Source organism: Janibacter alkaliphilus, from assembly GCF_013408565.1.
In the GTDB taxonomy this organism is placed as follows: Bacteria; Actinomycetota; Actinomycetes; order Actinomycetales; family Dermatophilaceae; genus Janibacter; species Janibacter alkaliphilus.
This window is the reverse complement of record NZ_JACBZX010000001.1, coordinates 2,504,767-2,521,220: the sequence shown is the minus strand read 5'-3', so window position 1 is coordinate 2,521,220 and position 16,454 is coordinate 2,504,767. Positions and strand designations below refer to the sequence as shown.

Below are 16,454 nucleotides of genomic sequence, written 5' to 3'. Positions count from 1 at the left end.
GCACGCCGCCCGTTCGCGTCCCATCCCTGGACGTGCTCGGAGAGCCCGGGCGCCGCACCGATCCGTAGGGGGATCAGCATGAGCAGCACCAGGCGAGACACCAGCACGAAGACCGCCGCACGAGCAGACGGCAAACGACGCCGTGGACGCCCGGCGACCCGAGCGGCGCGGGCGCGCCGCGTGGGCGCGCTGCTCGCCGGACTCGCCGCCGCCGGACTCGTCGCCGCCGGGTGCGCCGGCGGCAGCGACGACTCCAGCGAGGCCTACTCCACCACTCAGGCCGCCCCCTCCGCCGAGAGCGAGGCCGGCACCGAGGAGGGGGCCGGCGATGCTTCGTCCGCTCAGGGCTCCGCGGCGGAGGACTCGACGGCGGACGGCTCGGGTGCGGACGACTCGGCGGGCTCCGGCAGCGACGCCGCCGGGCAGGACGCGGCCACCGTCGCCGCGCAGAGCGCGCGCAAGCTCGCCCGCAGCGGCTCGCTCGACCTCGAGGTCGAGGACGTGACCCGGACCAGCGCCCGGGTGCGCTCGGTGGCCGACCGCGCCGGCGGGTGGGTCAGCCAGGAGGACTCCTCCAGCCGGGCAGACGACGCGGAGGACGGCGACGACGTCCCCGACGGCGTCGATGCCTATCCGAGCGAGGACGTCCCGGGCGCGTGGAGCGAGATCACCGTCCAGGTGCCAGCCTCCGCGCTGGAGAAGAGCATGGACGACCTCGCCGAGCTCGGCACGGTCACCCACCGCACCACCGAGACCGAGGACGTCACCGCCGCGCACACCGACGCGAAGACCCGGGTCGAGACCCTGACCCGCTCCACCGAGCGGCTGCGCGAGCTCATCGAGGACAGCGACGACCTGGAGCAGATCGTCAGCCTGGAGAGCGAGCTGACCACCCGGGAGGGCGAGCTGGAGTCGATGACCCGGCAGCTCGACACGCTCGAGGAGCGCACCGCGACCTCCCCGATCACCGTCTCCATCGCCGAGGAGGGCGCGGACGTCAGCACCGAGGACGAGGCGGAGGAGACCGGCTTCGTCGCCGGTCTGTCCGACGGATGGGGCGCCTTCACCGGGGCGCTGCAGGTCGGGGCGACGGTGCTCGGCGCGCTGACCCCCTTCGCCCTGGCCGGCGGGCTGGTGCTCGCCCCGGTGCTGTGGTGGTGGCGTCGTCGGCCGCGGCCGGCCACGACCGCCCCGGCACCGACCGCTCCCGCCGAGTGACCGGCGCCGGTCGGTCGTGCTGGTCGGTCGCGCAGGTCAGTCGTGCAGCGAGTGGATCAGCTCGACCACCCGGGTGATGACGTCCGGGTCGGTGCTCGGCAGCACCCCGTGGCCGAGGTTGACGATGTGCCCGTGGGCGGCGCGGCCCTCCGCGACGATCCGACGCACCGCCTGCTCCAGCGGCGCCCACGGCGCGAAGAGCAGCGCCGGGTCGAGGTTGCCCTGCACCGCGACCCGGTGCCCGGCGGCCGCCAGCCGGTCGATGGCGTCCGGCAGGGCCACCCGGTAGTCCACCCCGACGACGTCCACCCCGGCCTCGGCCATGTCGGTGAGCAGCTCGCCGGTGCCGACGCCGAAGTGGATCCGCGGCACCTCACGCCGGTGGTCCAGCGCGGACAGCGCCGTGCGCGAGTGGGCCAGCACGTGCTCGCGGTAGTCCGCCCGCGACAGCGCCCCGGCCCAGGAGTCGAAGAGCTGCACCGCGCTCGCCCCGGCCTCGACCTGCACCCGCAGGAACTCCCCGGAGATCTGGGCCAGCCGCGCGCACAGGTCGTGCCACAGCTGCGGGTCGCCGTGCATCAGCGCCTTGGTGCGCTCGTGGTTGCGGCTGGGCCCCCCTTCGACGAGGTAGGAGGCGAGGGTGAAGGGGGCCCCGGCGAAACCGATGAGCGGGCGGGGCCCGAGCTCGGCGACCAGCCGACGCACCGACTCGGCGATGTCCGGGACCTGGTCGGGGGTGAGCTCGGGCAGCCGGTCGAGGTCGGCTCGGGTGCGGATCGGGTCGGCGACCACCGGGCCGGTGCCGGGCACGATGTCGAGGTCCACCCCGACCGCCTGCAGCGGGACGACGATGTCCGAGAAGAAGATCGCCGCGTCCACCCCGTGCCGGCGCACCGGCTGCAGGGTGATCTCGGTGACCAGGTCCGGGGTGCGGCAGGCCTGCAGCATCTGCGTGCCCTCGCGGATCTCGCGGTACTCCGGCAGCGACCGGCCGGCCTGGCGCATGAACCACACCGGGGGCGGGTCCTGCGGCTCGCCGTGGGCGGCGCGGACGAGCGGGCTCTGGTCAGGGGCGGCGCTGGTCACGCGGCGATCCTCTCACCCGCCGGGGCGTGACGACCCGGGGCCGCCGGAGCACCCTGCCCACGGACCGGACACCGCGGCGCGCCCGGCGTGGCCTCCTGGGTGTCGGCTGGACGCGCGCCTAGGCTCGGCCCGTGGCCTCACGATCGATCTCCGGGCAGGGCGAGGGTGACTTCGACCGCGCCCTCCGCGACCTGCACGCAGCCCGGCTGCGCCCGGAGCTGCGCCTCACCGAGGTGCCCGCACCGACGAGGATCGCCCCGCACGCGGTGGCGATGACCGTCGACGTGCTCGAGACCGCCGGCGACCGCGACGACGAGGACGCCGAGGAGCTGGCCACCGGCCGCTTCGTGCTGCTGCACGACCCGGCCGCCCCCGAGCCGTGGGGCGGGACGTGGCGGGTGGTCACCTTCGCCCGGGCCGAGCTCGAGGCGGAGCTGGCCAGCGACCCGATGCTCGGCGAGGTGGGCTGGTCCTGGCTGACCGACGCGCTGGCCGCGCACGGCCTCGAGGTCGACCACGAGGCCGGCACGGTGACCCGGGTGGTCTCGGAGTCCTTCGCCGACCTGGCCGACCGGGACCCGAGCGTGGAGATGGAGATCCGCGCCTCGTGGACCCCGCAGGACGGCGCCGTCGGCGCGCACCTGCTGGCCTGGACCGACATGCTGTGCACCATCGGCGGGCTGCCGCCGCTGCCCGAGGGCGTGGTGGCCCTGCCGGGGCGCCGCCGGTGAGCGACGACGAGACGCAGGAGGCACCGGAGCTGCCGGTGCTGCACGAGCCCGCCGACGGGGTCCCGCCGGTGGTCACCACCGAGAGCGGGCTCGACGAGGCCGCCGCCGCCGTCGCGGCGGGGGTCGGTCCGGTCGCGATGGACGCCGAGCGCGCGTCGGGCTACCGGTACGGGCAGAGCGCCTACCTCGTCCAGCTGCGCCGCGACGGCAGCGGCACCTGGCTCATCGATCCCGCCGCGCTGCCCGACCTCGGGCCGTTGGACGCCGGGATCGGCTCGGCCGAGTGGATCCTGCACGCGGCCACCCAGGACCTGCCCTGCCTGCGCGAGGTCGGCCTGGCGCCGCGACAGCTCTTCGACACCGAGCTGGCCGCCCGGCTGCTCGGGCTGCCCCGGGTCGGGCTGGCCGCGGTCATCGAGCACTACCTGGGGATCAGCCTGGCCAAGGAGCACTCCGCGGTGGACTGGTCCACCCGCCCGCTGCCGGAGTCGTGGCTGCGCTACGCGGCGCTGGACGTCGAGGTGCTCGTCGAGCTGCGCAACCTCATGGGCATCGACCTCGCCGAGCAGGGCAAGGCGGGCTGGGCGCGCGAGGAGTTCGAGGCGCTGCTGACCTGGGAGCCCGCCGTGCGCGAGGACCCGTGGCGGCGTACCTCCGGGCTGCACAAGATCCGCAAGCCGCGGGTGCTCGCCGCGGTCCGCGAGCTCTGGTACGCCCGCGACCAGATCGCCCGGAACCGGGACACCGCGCCCGGCCGGGTCATCCCCGACGCCGCCATGGTCGAGGTGGCCGTCGCCGACCCGCGGTCGAGCGGCGACCTCCCCCGCGGGCACCGCTCGATCGCCCGCTACCAGAGCACCTGGCTGGACGCGCTGGCTCGAGCCCGGCGGCTGAGCGACGACGAGCTGCCGCCGTCGACCGTGAAGGGGGACGGTCCGCCGCCGCCACGTGCCTGGGCCAACCGGGACCCGCTGGCCGCCGAACGGCTGGCCGCCACCCGGGAGGCGCTGACCACCTTCGCCGAGGAGCACACCATCCCGGTGGAGAACGTCTGCTCCCCCGACCCGCTGCGCCGGGTCGTCTGGACCCCGCCGGAGGAGCCGAGCGTGCCCGCCTTCGAGGCGGCCCTGGCCGAGCACGGCTGCCGCCGCTGGCAGCAGCAGATCGTCGCGCCGATGCTCGCCGACGCCTTCGCCGCCCACCCCGCCTGACCCCTCTCTCCCCCCGCAACTGCCCGGGCAGTTCACGTCTCCTGCGCAACTGCCCGGGCAAATTGCGCCCCTCCCTCGCAACTGCCCGGGCAATTCACACCTCCCCCGCAACTGCCCGGGCAGTTGCGCCCCGTCCCGGAGGGTGTGGGGCGGCTCACCCTTGGCGGGCTAGGTGGGTGAGCGCTTGCTTAGTAGCGTGAGCGGTGGCGACGCCGCCACCGTGCCGTCGCCGCACCCATCTGATCGAGAGAGAGGCTCAGACGTGCCCCGTACTCTGCGAGAGGTCGTCTTCGTCGACGGCGTGAGGACGCCCTTCGGCAAGGCCGGCGAGAAGGGCATGTACGCCCAGACCCGCGCCGACGACCTGGTCATCGCCTGCATCCGCGAGCTCCTGGAGCGCAACCCCGACCTGGCCCCGGAGAAGGTCGAGGAGGTGGCCATCGCCGCCACCACGCAGATCGGCGACCAGGGCCTGACCCTGGGCCGGATGGCCGCGCTGCTCTCCGGTCTGCCCAAGACCACCCCCGGCTACAGCGTCGACCGGATGTGCGCCGGCGCGATGACCGCGGTCACCAACGTCGCCGGCGCGATCTCCTTCGGCGCGGTCGACCTGGCCGTCGCCGGCGGCGTCGAGCACATGGGCCGGCACCCGATGGGCGAGGGCGTCGACCCCAACCCGCGCGTCGTCGCCGAGAAGCTCGTCGACCCCAGCGCCCTGGTCATGGGCAAGACCGCCGAGAACCTGCACGACCGCTACCCCAGCCTCACCAAGGAGCGCAGCGACGCCTACGCGCTGAACAGCCAGCGCAAGCTCGCCGAGGCCTACGAGGCTGGCAAGATCCAGCCCGACCTCGTGCCCGTGGCCACCCGCCACGAGGAGAAGGGGTGGGGGCTGGCCACCACCGACGAGCCGCCCCGTCCGCAGACGACGATGGCCGACCTGCAGTCGCTGAAGACCCCCTTCCGTCCGCACGGCGGGGTGACCGCCGGCAACGCGGCTGGTCTCAACGACGGCGCCACCGCCTGCCTGCTCGCGGCCGAGGACACCGCCACCGAGCTCGGCCTGCCGGTCAAGATGCGCCTGGTCGAGTACGCCTTCGTCGGCGTCGAGCCGGAGGTCATGGGCTACGGCCCGGTCCCGGCCGCGGAGAAGGCGCTGGCCAAGGCCGGCCTGAGCATCGAGGACATCGGTCTCTTCGAGCTCAACGAGGCCTTCGCCGTCCAGGTGATCGCCTTCCTCGAGCACTTCGGCATCCCCGACGACTCGGACAGCGTCAACCAGTACGGCGGCGCCATCGCCACCGGTCACCCGCTGGCCTCCTCCGGCGTGCGGCTGATGAACCAGCTGGCCCGCCAGTTCGAGGAGCACCCCGAGGTCCGCTACGGCATGACCGCCATGTGCATCGGCATCGGCATGGGCGGCGCCGTCATCTGGGAGAACCCGCACCACGCCGACTACGGCAAGGAGAGCTGAACGATGACCGCCACCACCACCGACACCCCGCAGCAGGCCCCGACCGCGGCCTTCCCGGACGAGGTCATCACCCGCACCCCGGTCCAGGACATCGACCTGCCCGGCGGCGCCGGCACGCTCGCCCTGATCACCCTGGACAACGGCTTCGACCACACCAAGCCGAACACCTTCGGCCCGGCCACCGTCGCCGGCCTCCGGGAGACCGTCGACACCCTCGCCCAGCGGGCCGCGGCCGGTGAGATCCAGGCCGTCGGCATCACCGGCAAGCCGTTCGTCTTCGCCGTCGGCGCCGACCTCTCCGGGGTCCCGCACGTCACCGACCGCGAGCAGGCGCTGGACATCGCCCGCGCCGGGCACGCCGCCTTCGCCGCGATCATGGACCTGCCGGTGCCCACCTTCGCCTTCGTCAACGGCGCGGCCATGGGCGGCGGCGTCGAGATCGGCCTCGCCTGCGACTACCGGACGATCTCCTCCGGGGTCCCGGCGGTCGCGCTGCCGGAGACCTTCCTCGGCCTGGTGCCCGGCTGGGGCGGCTGCTACCTGCTGCCGCGCCTCGTCGGCCCGGAGAAGGCCCTCAAGGTCATCATCGAGAACCCGCTCAACCAGAACCGGATGATCGGCGGCGCGCAGGCGCGCGAGCTGGGCATGGCCGACGCGATCTTCGCGCCGGTGACCTTCCTCAAGGACTCCCTGGAGTGGGCGGCCGCGGTGCTGCGCGGCGAGACCACCGTGCAGCGGCCCGAGGTCACGACGGACGAGCAGGCCTGGGAGCAGGCGCTCACCGCGGCGACCGGTCTGGCCGACCAGAAGACCGGCGGCCAGTCGCCGGCCCCCTACCGGGCGATCCAGCTGGTCCGCGAGGCCCGCACCGCCGAGCGCGACGCCGCCTTCGCCGCCGAGGACGAGGCGCTGGCCGACCTCATCATGGGTGACGAGCTGCGCGCCGGGCTGTACGCCTTCGACCTGGTGCAGAAGCGGGCCAAGCGCCCCGCCGGCGCCCCGGACAAGAGCCTGGCCCGTCCGGTGACGAAGGTGGGCATCGTCGGCGCCGGGCTCATGGCCAGCCAGCTGGCGATGCTCTTCGTCCGTGCGCTCAAGGTGCCGGTGATCCTCACCGACCTCGACCAGGAGCGGGTGGACAAGGGCGTGGCCTACGTCCACGACGAGATCGCCAAGTCCCTGGCCAAGGGCAAGATCAGCCAGGACAAGGCCAACCAGCTCACCGGCCTGGTCTCCGGGTCGACGAGCAAGGACGGCTTCGCCGACGCCGACTTCGTCATCGAGGCGGTCTTCGAGGAGATGTCGGTCAAGAAGACGGTGTGGGCCGAGGTCGAGGCCATCGTCTCCGAGACTTGCGTGCTCGCCTCGAACACCTCGTCGCTGTCGATCACCGAGATGGCCTCCGAGCTGGCCCACCCCGAGCGGGTCGTCGGCTTCCACTTCTTCAACCCGGTCGCGGTCATGCCGCTGCTGGAGATCATCCCCGGGGAGCGGACCGACGACGCGGCGCTGGCCACCGCCTTCGCCACCGGCAAGACGCTGAAGAAGACGTGCATCCTCGTCAAGGACAGCCCCTCCTTCATCGCCAACCGGCTGCTCGGCCGCTTCATGGGCGAGTTCAGCAAGATCGTCGACGAGGGCACCCCGGTGGACGCGGCCAACCAGGGCCTGCTCGGCCTGGCGCCGATGCCGCCGCTGGTCCTCGTCGGGCTCGTCGGCCCGGCGATCGCGCTGCACAACAGCGAGACCCTGCACCGCGAGCTGGGCGAGCGCTTCTACGTCTCGCCGAACCTGCGGGCGCTGGTCGAGGCGGGCAAGCGCAGCTACGACGACGACGGCGTCGAGGAGCTGCTGACCACCCCGGAGCAGCCGGTCGAGCTGACCTCGGCGCAGGTCCGCGAGCGGGTGCTCGGCGTGCTCGCCGAGGAGATCCGCACCATGCTCGACGACGGTGTCGCCCAGGCCCCGATGGACATCGACCTGGCGATGATCACCGGCGCCGGCTTCCAGTTCTGGAACGGCGGGATCACCCCGCTGCTGGACCGCGAGGGCGTCTCCGAGCGGGTCACCGGCCAGCGCTTCCTGCCGAAGGGCGTCGCCTCCGTCCCCGCCTGACCCCCCTTTATCGGGTTACCCGATAAACGCTCGTTCCCCCGAGAAGGCTTCTCGGGGGAACGAGCGGTTCTGGACCGATGACCGGCACGGACGACTCGAGCGGTGCAGGCGACCCCCGGTCCGCCCTCGTGACCCTCGCGCCGGCACGGGGCGAGCTCGTCGCGGCAGGATGTCACGTGCGGGATCGCTGTCTCGTCCTCCAGACGAAGGCGGGCACCGGGCCCGCCCCGACGTCAGGAGCGAGGATGACGACCCAGGTGAGCGTGCTCGGCGGCGGCTACGCGGGGGTGATGGCCGCCAACCGTCTGCAGCGACGGGGCGGCATCGAGGTCACCCTGGTCAGCCCGACCCCGGACTTCGTCGACCGGATCCGCCTGCACCAGATGGTCACCGGCACCCACTCCGGGCGCCAGGACTACCGCCGGGTGCTCAGCCCGCAGGTGCGACGGGTGCACGACCGGGCCGAGCGCATCGACCGTGGCAACCGGTCGGTGCTGCTGGCCTCCGGTGCGCGCCTCCGCTACGACCACCTCCTCCTCGCGGTCGGCAGCGCCGGGACCTCCCCCGACATCGCCGGGGCCGAGCACGTGCAGGGGGTGGCCACGATCGGGGCGGCGCAGCAGCTGCGTCGCGTGCTCGCACGGACCGCTCCCGGCGCCACCGTGACGGTCGTCGGCGGTGGCTCCACCGGTATCGAGACGGCCGCCGAGCTCGCGACCACCGGCTGGCGCGTCACCCTCGCCTGCGGCGGACAGCTCGGCCCGTCGCTGCACGAGCGAGGGCGGCGTTCGGCCGCAGCCATCCTCCACGGCCTCGATGTCGATGTCCTCGAGGGGACCGCCGGTCGCGTCGTCGCGGCCTCCGCCACCGAGGTCACCCTCGCCGACGGCCGAGCACGAGCCAGCGAGGTCACGGTCTGGGCGACCGGCTTCTCGGTGCCTGACCTCGCCCACTCCAGCGGTCTGGCCAGCGACGCCACCGGCCGGCTCGTCACGGACGAGACCCTCACCTGCGTCGACGACCCGCGCATCGTCGCGGCCGGTGACGTGGCCGCCCCCTCCGGAGGCGCCCAGCGGATGAGCTGCCAGGCAGCCATGCCGCTCGGTGCCCAGGCCGCCGAGACCATCCTGAGCCGGATCGCGGGAGATCCCCCGGCGGATTTGACGAACGGCTTCGCCGGGCAGTGCCTGAGCCTCGGCCGTCGCAGCGGGGTGCTCCAGCTCGCCCACCCCGACGACACCCCGCGCGCGGTGCATCTGCGCGGCCGGCCGGCAGCGTGGGCGAAGGAGGTGACCTGCCGGGCCGTCGTGCGCGGCCTCGTCACCGAGGCGCGCCGCCCTGGCAGCTTCCGCTGGCCGCGGGACCCGGGTCGCGCCGCGCGGCCGACCAGGAGCGAGGCCGAGGACGAGGCGAGGATCGCGTCCGATCCCGGGGCCGAGGTCGGGGCCGAGGTCGACGGGCGGGTGCGATGACCGACCGCCCGTCAGCAGACGCCCCGAGCAGGGCCGAGGAGTTCGAGGAGCACCGCGCCCGGCTGCTCGCCATCGCCTACCGCATCCTAGGCAGCGTCGCGGACGCCGAGGACGTCGTGCAGGAGACCTGGCTGCGCTGGGAGGCAAGCGCGACGCGACCGCGCTCCACCCGGGCGTTCCTCGCGACGATCACGACCCGGCTCGCCGTCGACGTGCTGCGCTCGGCGCGAGCGCGTCGGGAGACCTACCCCGGACCGTGGTTCCCCGAGCCGCTGGTCAGCGACCCCTACACCGACCCGGAGCGCAGCGCCGAGCTCGCGGACTCGGTGTCGATGGCGGCGCTGCTGCTCCTGGAGCGGCTCAGCCCCCTGGAGCGCGCGGTCTTCGTCCTGCGCGAGGTCTTCGGCTACCCCTACGCCGAGGTCGCGGCCACCGTCGAGCGTTCCGAGGACGCCTGCCGCCAGCTCTGCGCCCGGGCCCGGGCGCACATGGCGCAGGAGCGCCCCCGCTTCGCGGTCGATCGCGCCGAGGCCGACGGGCTCACCGCCACCTTCATCGCCGCCCTGAGGGCCGGGGACGTCGACCGCCTGCGAGAGGTGCTCGCCGCCGACGCCGTGCTCGTCGCGGACGCCGGCGGCAAGGCACCGCTCTTCGGGGACGGTGTCTTCGTCGGCGACCGGCTGATCAGGCTGCTCGTCGGCATGGCACCGGACGCCCTCGCCGCCGGCGTGACGCTCACCCCGGAGCGGATCAACGGCGGCCCGGGCGCGATCCTTCACAGCGCCGACGGTCACGTGCTCGGCACCTGGGCGCTGGACGTCATCGACGGCCGGGTGCAGACGATCCGTGCGGTGCTCAACCCCGACAAGCTCGGTCACCTCGGACCTCTCGCCGATCCCTGGCAGACCCTCCAGGACACCAAGGACGCCCGCGCCGCGGCCCGGCGCCAGGGCTGACACGCGTCAGAGCGCGGCGCCGCCGGTCTGCACGGTCCACAGGGCCGCGTAGGCCCCGCCGCGCTCGACGAGCTCGTCGTGGGTGCCAGCCTCGACGACCCGCCCCGCGTCGAGCACCCAGATCCGGTGCGCGTGCCGGACCGTGGAGAGCCGGTGGGCGACGACGACGGCGGTGCGCCCGCGGGTGGCGGTGCGCAGCGAGCGCTGGATCGCCGCCTCGGTCTCGTTGTCGACGGCGCTGGTCGCCTCGTCGAGGACGAGCACGCTCGGCTCGCGAAGCAGCGCCCGGGCCAGCGCGATCCGCTGCCGCTGACCGCCAGACAGCGTGACGCCACGCTCCCCCACCCAGGTGTCCAGCCCCTCGGGCAGCGCGTCGATGACGTCGAGCGCGGCGGCTGCCTCGGCAGCGGCACGGATCTGCGCCGGGGTCGCGTCCGGGCGGCCGTAGGCGATGTTCTCCCCGATCGTGCCGGCGAAGAGGTAGACGTCCTGGGCGACGTAGCCCATCGACCCGCGCAGCGAGTCCCAGTCGAGGTCGCGCACGTCGTGCCCGTCGAGCAGCACCTGCCCGTGGCGCGGGTCGTCGAAGCGCAGCACGTGCCGCAGCAGCGTCGACTTGCCCGACCCGGTGGCACCGACGATGGCGTGCGTCTCCCCGGCCGGGATGACCAGGTCCACGGCGTGCAGCACGTCCGGCCCGTCGGCGTAGCCGGCCCGCACCCCGCGCAGCTCGATCGCTCCGCCGACCTCGGCCAGCTCCCGCTCGCCCGGGGTGACCTGCACCTCCTCCTGCAGCAGCCGCAGCACCCGCACCACCGAGGCCCGCCCGCGCTGGTAGAGGTCGAGCACCTCGGCGACGTCGGTCAGCGGCCACAGCAGCCGCTGGGTCATGAAGACGAGCACCGAGTACAGCCCCACCGCGAGGGTGCCGTCGAGCACCGCCCAGCCGCCCAGCAGCAGGGTGGCGGTGAAGCCGACGAGGATCGCCATGCGCACCAGCGGGACGAAGGCGGCCGAGGACCGGATGGCGGCGACGTTCGCCTCCCGGTAGGCGTTGGAGACCGCCGCGATCCGACGCCGCTCGCGGGGCTCGGCGGTGAAGGCCTTGATCGTGGCCAGCCCGGCGAGGTTCGCCGAGAGCGCCCCGGAGAGGTCGGCGACCCCTTCGCGCACCCGGGCGTAGAGCGGCTCGAGGCGCCGCTGGAAGACCAGCGCGCCGGCGATGATCGCCGGGATCGGCAGGAAGGCGAGCACCATGAGCTGCCAGGAGGCGATGGCGAAGACGGCCCCGACGAGCACGACGTTGAGCGCGGTCTGCAGGATGGCCGGCACCCCGACGTCGAGGAAGCGCTCGAGCTGGTTGATGTCGTCGTTGACCACCGCCAGCGTCGCGCCCTGCGGTCGCCGCTCGTGCCAGCCGAGGTCGAGCCGCTGGGCGTGGTCGTAGGCGTCGACCCGCAGGTCGTGCTGCACCGACTGGGCCAGCCCGCGGAAGAGCACCGCCGCGGCGTACTCCGAGGCGGACTCGACGATCCATACGACGACGTTGATGACCGCGAGCCAGACGAGCTGGGTGTAGCGGGACTCCACGCCGAGCAGGTCGCCGACGAAGGAGTCGTCGCCGCGGACGACGACGTCCACGGCGGCGCCGATGAGCAGCTCCGGCATGATGTCGGCGACCTTGTTCAGCGTCGACATCGCCAGCGCGGCGACGAACCGGCCGCGGTAGGCGCGGTAGCGCACCCACAGGGCGCGCAGCGGCTGATCAGGCCCGACGGCCTCGACGGTGGGGGTCACGGGCTCGTAGGCTAGCCGTGGCCTCGGCGCGCCCTTCGCGGCGCCCCCGGGGGCAGAGCCGACGGAGTGCCGTGGCGCACTGCTCTCGTCGTGCGGACGCCCCCTTCGCATCGTCGTCCCGTGGCCCGGCCGACACGCCGGACCACCCCCGACTTGCATCAACTCATATATGAGTTAGCGTTGGTGCTGTGACTGCTGACTACCTGATGTCCATCGGTTCCCGAATCCGCGACGCCCGGACCCGTCGCGGCCTGTCCCAGGCGGACCTCGCCCAGATGCTCGAGACGAGCCAGGGCGCGGTGACCCGGATCGAGTCCGGCAAGCAGAACCTCACCCTGGAGACCCTCGCCAAGATCAGCGAGACCCTCGACTCCGAGCTCGTCGCCCTCGGCTCCGGCGGCGCCACCAACGGCGCGGTGCACCTGCGCATCGACGGCGGCAAGAAGCTCTCCGGCGCCATCGACGTCAAGACGAGCAAGAACGCCGCGGTCGCGCTGCTGTGCGCCAGCCTGCTCAACAAGGGCCGCACCACGCTGCGCAACCTCGCCCGGATCGAGGAGGTCAACCGGATCCTCGAGGTGCTGAACTCGATCGGCGTGCAGACCCGCTGGCTGCCCGGCACCAGCGACCTGGAGATCGTCCCGCCGCAGCGCCTGCGCCTGGACTCGATGGACGAGGAGGCGGCCCGCCGCACCCGCACCGTCATCATGTTCCTCGGCCCGCTGCTGCACGAGTTCGAGAGCTTCCAGCTGCCCTACGCCGGCGGCTGCGACCTCGGCACCCGCACCGTCGAGCCGCACCTGGCCTCGCTGAAGCACTTCGGCCTCGACGTCAACGCCACCCACGGCTTCTACGAGGCCGTCGTCACCGACGAGGTCGGCACGGACAAGACCATCGTGCTCACCGAGCGCGGCGACACCGTCACCGAGAACGCGCTGCTGGCCGCCGCCAAGGACACCGGCTGGACGACGCTGCGCAACGCCTCCTCCAACTACATGGTCCAGGACCTGTGCTTCTTCCTGCAGAAGGTCGGCGTGACCGTCGAGGGGATCGGCACCACCACCCTTCGCGTGAAGGGGGTCGAGGAGATCGACACCGACGTCGAGTACTCCCCCAGCGAGGACCCGATCGAGGCGATGAGCCTCATCGCGGCGGCCGTGGTCACCGAGTCCGAGATCACCATCCGGCGCTGCCCGATCGAGTTCCTCGAGATCGAGCTGGCGACGCTGGAGGGGATGGGCATGCGCTACGACCTCTCCGCCGAGTACACCGCGGACAACGGGCGCACCCGGCTGGTCGACATCACCACCCACCCCGGGCCGCTGCGGGCGCCGATCGACAAGATCCACCCGCTGCCCTTCCCCGGGCTGAACATCGACAACCTGCCGTTCTTCGCGCTCATCGCCGCCTGCGCCGACGGCACGACGACGATCCACGACTGGGTCTACGACAACCGGGCGATCTACCTCACCGAGCTGAACAAGATCGGCGGCAAGGCCACCCTGCTCGACCCGCACCGGGTGCAGGTCACCGGCCCGACCCGCTGGCGCGCCAACGAGGTCACCTGCCCGCCGGCGCTGCGCCCCGGCGTCGTCGTGCTGCTGGCGATGCTGGCCGCGCCGGGCACGTCGTACCTGCGCAACGTCTACGTCATCAACCGCGGCTACGAGGACCTCGCCGAGCGCCTCAACGCCCTCGGCGCCTCCGTCCAGCCCTACCGCGACATCTGACCGTCGCACCTCCCCTTTATCGGGTTACCCGATAAACGCTCGTTCCCCCGAGGAGGCTCCTCGGGGGAACGAGCGTTTCTCTGCGCGGCACGCACCCGCCTGGGCGCAGCTGCCCGGGCAGCTGCGGTGGGTCAGAAGCTGCCGAAGAGCGTCCCCAGCAGGATGACCACGCCGAGGGCGATCACCGGGATGAGCACGGCCACCATGCCGATGTCCTTGTAGGACTGGCGGTGGGTCAGCCCGCAGATGCCCAGCAGCGTGATGACCGCGCCGTTGTGCGGCAGCGCGTCGAAGCCGCCGGAGGCCATCGCCGTCACCCGGTGCATGATCTCCAGGCTGATCCCCTGCTCCACGGCCAGCTGGCGCAGGTCCTCCCCCAAGGTCTCCAGGGCGATGCTCATCCCGCCGGAGGCGGAGCCGGTGACACCGGCGAGCACGTTGACCGAGACCGCCGTGGTGATCAGCGGGTTGCCGGAGATCCCCAGCACCGCGTCCCGGATCGTGGCGAAGGCGGCCAGCGAGGCGATCACCGCGCCGTACCCCACCTCGGAGGCGGTGTTGAAGATCGGCAGCAGCGAACCGAAGGTGCCCTTGTTGACCGTCTCCTTGGCGTCGGTCAGACCCCGCAGACCGAGCACCAGCGCCAGGGCGATGGCCGCCACGAGGGCGACGATGATGCCCCAGATGCCGGCGACGTCGTCCACGCCGACGTTGCCGTAGGCGTCCTGCTCCAGGTAGGCGAAGTCCATGCTGGGGAAGATCCACTCCACCAGCGCGAAGTTGAGCCCGATGACGAGGACGATCGGCAGGAAGGCCAGGCCGGCCGGCATGTGCGGGCGGTCCAGCACCGGGTCGGCGGCCTCGTCGGTCCGGGTCTCGTCGGCGAGCGTGGCCGTGGCCGTGCCGGAGGCGCCCCCGCCGGTGGTCACGCCCGTGCCGGACCCGCCGTCGCGGGAGCCGCCGTCGGCGTCACGTGCGACGGTGCCCCCGTCACCCGAGCTGTCACCCTTCCGCAGCGCCTTGCGCTCCTTGCGGGAGAGCATGATCGCGCCGTCGTCGTAGCCCTCGCCGGCCGCGGCCAGCCGGCGGCTGCGCCAGGTCAGCCAGGCGATGCCGCCGACGAACATGATGAGGCCACCGATGATGCCCAGGCCCGGGGCGGCGAAGGCGTTGGTCCCGAAGTACGAGTTCGGGATGTTGTTCTGGATCGCCGGGGTCCCCGGCAGCGCCGTCATCGTGAAGGTGAAGGACCCCAGGGCGATCGCCGCCGGGATGAGCCGCTTGGCCAGGCCGGCCTCGCGGAAGAGCGCCGCGGCGATCGGGAAGACCGCGAAGGCGACGACGAAGAGGGAGACGCCGCCGTAGGTGAGGATGCCGCAGGCCAGGACGATGGCCAGGATGGCTCGCTCGCCGCCGACCTTCTCGACGATGAAGTCGGCGATCGCCTTCGCCGCCCCGGTGTCGTCCATGACCTTGCCGAAGATGGCACCGAGGAGGAAGAGCGGGAAGTAGGTGATGGCGTACTGGCCCAGCGCCGGCATGAAGACCTGGGTGTAGGTGGCCAGCAGCGGCGCGCCGCCGAGCAGGGCGGCGAGCAGCGCCATGATGGGCGCCAGGACGAGGACGTTGATCCCCCGGTACGCCAGGAACATGAGCAGTCCCAGCGAGAGGAGGATGCCGATGAGGCCGACCACGGTGTCAGGCTCCTTCGAGTCGGACGGGTGCAGGACATCCCTGCACGAGGACGTCGGCCATCGTGGCAGCCGTCACCCCGGCGCTCTCATGTGCTGCTGGACCATGATCGACCTCTGACTATGGGTGGGCGTCACAGTCGGTCAGCCACGGAGTCGCTCTAGGGTCACCGACATGACGAGCAACGACGCCCCCGCGCCCCGGTCCGCCACCGACCTGCTCCGGCCGCAGCTGCACGACCGGCACGCCCTGGTCACCGGCGCCGCGAGCGGCATCGGCCGGGCGTGCGCGCTTGCCCTCGCCGAGAGCGGCGCGCGGGTGACCGCGGTCGACCTCGACGCCGAGGGGCTGGGGGCGCTGGCGGCGCAGAGCCCGCTCATCGCCGCCCGTCCGTGCGACCTGGCCGACCTCGACGGCCTGGCCGACCTCCCGCAGGACGTCGACGTGCTCGTCAACAACGCCGGGATCCAGCAGGTCAGCCCGGTGCACGAGTTCCCGCTGGAGAAGTTCGACCTCATCCTGAGGTTGATGCTGCACTCCCCCTTCAGGCTCATCCGGTCGGTGCTGCCGCACATGTACCAGCGCGGCTGGGGGCGCGTCATCAACGTCTCCTCGGTGCACGGCGTGCGCGCCAGCCCGTACAAGTCCGCCTACGTCACCGCCAAGCACGGTCTGGAGGGGCTGAGCAAGGTGGTCGCCCTCGAGGGAGCCGAGCACGGGGTGACCAGCAGCTGCGTCAACCCGGCCTACGTGCGCACCCCGCTGGTCGAGAAGCAGATCGCCGACCAGGCCCGCGCCCACGGCATCTCCGAGGACGAGGTGCTCACCCAGATCATGCTCTCCCCGGTCGCGCTCAAGCGGCTCGTGGAGCCGGAGGAGGTCGCCGCGCAGGTGCTCTTCCTGTGCAGCGACGCCGCCGCCTCGATCACCGGCGGGTCGCACCTCGTCGACGGCGGCTGGACCGCCCACTGA

At 72.9% G+C, this 16,454-nt stretch carries 12 protein-coding genes; 9 read left to right on the top strand and 3 right to left on the bottom strand.

Going from position 1 to position 16,454, the window contains the following annotated elements:
- The first annotated feature begins 78 nt into the window (after positions 1–78).
- Positions 79–1,218 carry a DUF4349 domain-containing protein gene (locus BJY28_RS12000; RefSeq protein WP_179463219.1) on the top strand — a complete coding sequence of 380 codons (1,140 nt, stop codon included), beginning with the start codon at positions 79–81 and terminating at the stop codon, positions 1,216–1,218.
- Positions 1,219–1,254: 36 nt separating this feature from the next.
- Here BJY28_RS12000 and hemE read toward each other — a convergent pair whose 3' ends face one another.
- Positions 1,255–2,304 carry a uroporphyrinogen decarboxylase gene (hemE, locus tag BJY28_RS11995; protein ID WP_179463218.1) on the bottom strand — a complete coding sequence of 350 codons (1,050 nt, stop codon included), beginning with the start codon at positions 2,302–2,304 and terminating at the stop codon, positions 1,255–1,257.
- A gap of 131 nt (positions 2,305–2,435) precedes the next feature.
- Here hemE and BJY28_RS11990 point away from each other — a divergent pair, with 131 nt between their 5' ends.
- The 6 genes from BJY28_RS11990 to BJY28_RS11965 all read left to right on the top strand — a co-directional run bounded on the left by BJY28_RS11990 (position 2,436) and on the right by BJY28_RS11965 (position 10,263).
- Positions 2,436–3,035: a DUF3000 family protein gene (locus BJY28_RS11990; protein ID WP_179463217.1), complete on the top strand. Its 600-nt coding sequence runs from the start codon at positions 2,436–2,438 to the stop codon at positions 3,033–3,035.
- On the top strand, positions 3,032–4,246 hold the full coding sequence (locus BJY28_RS11985; protein ID WP_343037090.1) for an HRDC domain-containing protein: 1,215 nt from the start codon (positions 3,032–3,034) through the stop codon (positions 4,244–4,246). Before BJY28_RS11990 ends, BJY28_RS11985 begins: the two co-directional genes overlap by 4 nt.
- Positions 4,247–4,508: 262 nt before the next feature.
- Positions 4,509–5,720 carry an acetyl-CoA C-acyltransferase gene (locus BJY28_RS11980; protein ID WP_179463215.1) on the top strand — a complete coding sequence of 404 codons (1,212 nt, stop codon included), beginning with the start codon at positions 4,509–4,511 and terminating at the stop codon, positions 5,718–5,720.
- Between the two features lie 3 nt (positions 5,721–5,723).
- Entirely contained in the window at positions 5,724–7,835 is a 2,112-nt protein-coding gene (locus tag BJY28_RS11975; RefSeq protein ID WP_179463214.1) for a 3-hydroxyacyl-CoA dehydrogenase NAD-binding domain-containing protein, read from the top strand.
- Positions 7,836–8,080: 245 nt separating this feature from the next.
- A complete protein-coding gene (locus BJY28_RS11970; protein WP_179463213.1) occupies positions 8,081–9,307 on the top strand; it encodes an NAD(P)/FAD-dependent oxidoreductase in 1,227 nt (408 codons plus the stop codon).
- Complete coding sequence (locus BJY28_RS11965) at positions 9,304–10,263, top strand: RNA polymerase sigma-70 factor (RefSeq protein WP_179463212.1); 960 nt, start codon at positions 9,304–9,306, stop codon at positions 10,261–10,263. Before BJY28_RS11970 ends, BJY28_RS11965 begins: the two co-directional genes overlap by 4 nt.
- 6 nt (positions 10,264–10,269) lie before the next feature.
- Here BJY28_RS11965 and BJY28_RS11960 read toward each other — a convergent pair whose 3' ends face one another.
- Positions 10,270–12,060, bottom strand: coding sequence for an ABC transporter ATP-binding protein (locus BJY28_RS11960; protein WP_343037089.1), 1,791 nt, complete (start codon positions 12,058–12,060; stop codon positions 10,270–10,272).
- 188 nt (positions 12,061–12,248) lie between these two features.
- Between BJY28_RS11960 and BJY28_RS11955 the strand changes: the two genes are divergently transcribed.
- Positions 12,249–13,790: a UDP-N-acetylglucosamine 1-carboxyvinyltransferase gene (locus tag BJY28_RS11955; protein WP_179463210.1), complete on the top strand. Its 1,542-nt coding sequence runs from the start codon at positions 12,249–12,251 to the stop codon at positions 13,788–13,790.
- A gap of 131 nt (positions 13,791–13,921) precedes the next feature.
- Here the strand turns inward: BJY28_RS11955 and BJY28_RS11950 are convergent, their stop codons facing one another.
- Positions 13,922–15,484 carry a GntP family permease gene (locus BJY28_RS11950; RefSeq protein ID WP_179463209.1) on the bottom strand — a complete coding sequence of 521 codons (1,563 nt, stop codon included), beginning with the start codon at positions 15,482–15,484 and terminating at the stop codon, positions 13,922–13,924.
- Positions 15,485–15,656: 172 nt separating this feature from the next.
- On the opposite strand from BJY28_RS11950, the gene BJY28_RS11945 reads away from it, so the two are divergent.
- Positions 15,657–16,454, top strand: coding sequence for a 3-hydroxybutyrate dehydrogenase (locus BJY28_RS11945; protein WP_179463208.1), 798 nt, complete (start codon positions 15,657–15,659; stop codon positions 16,452–16,454).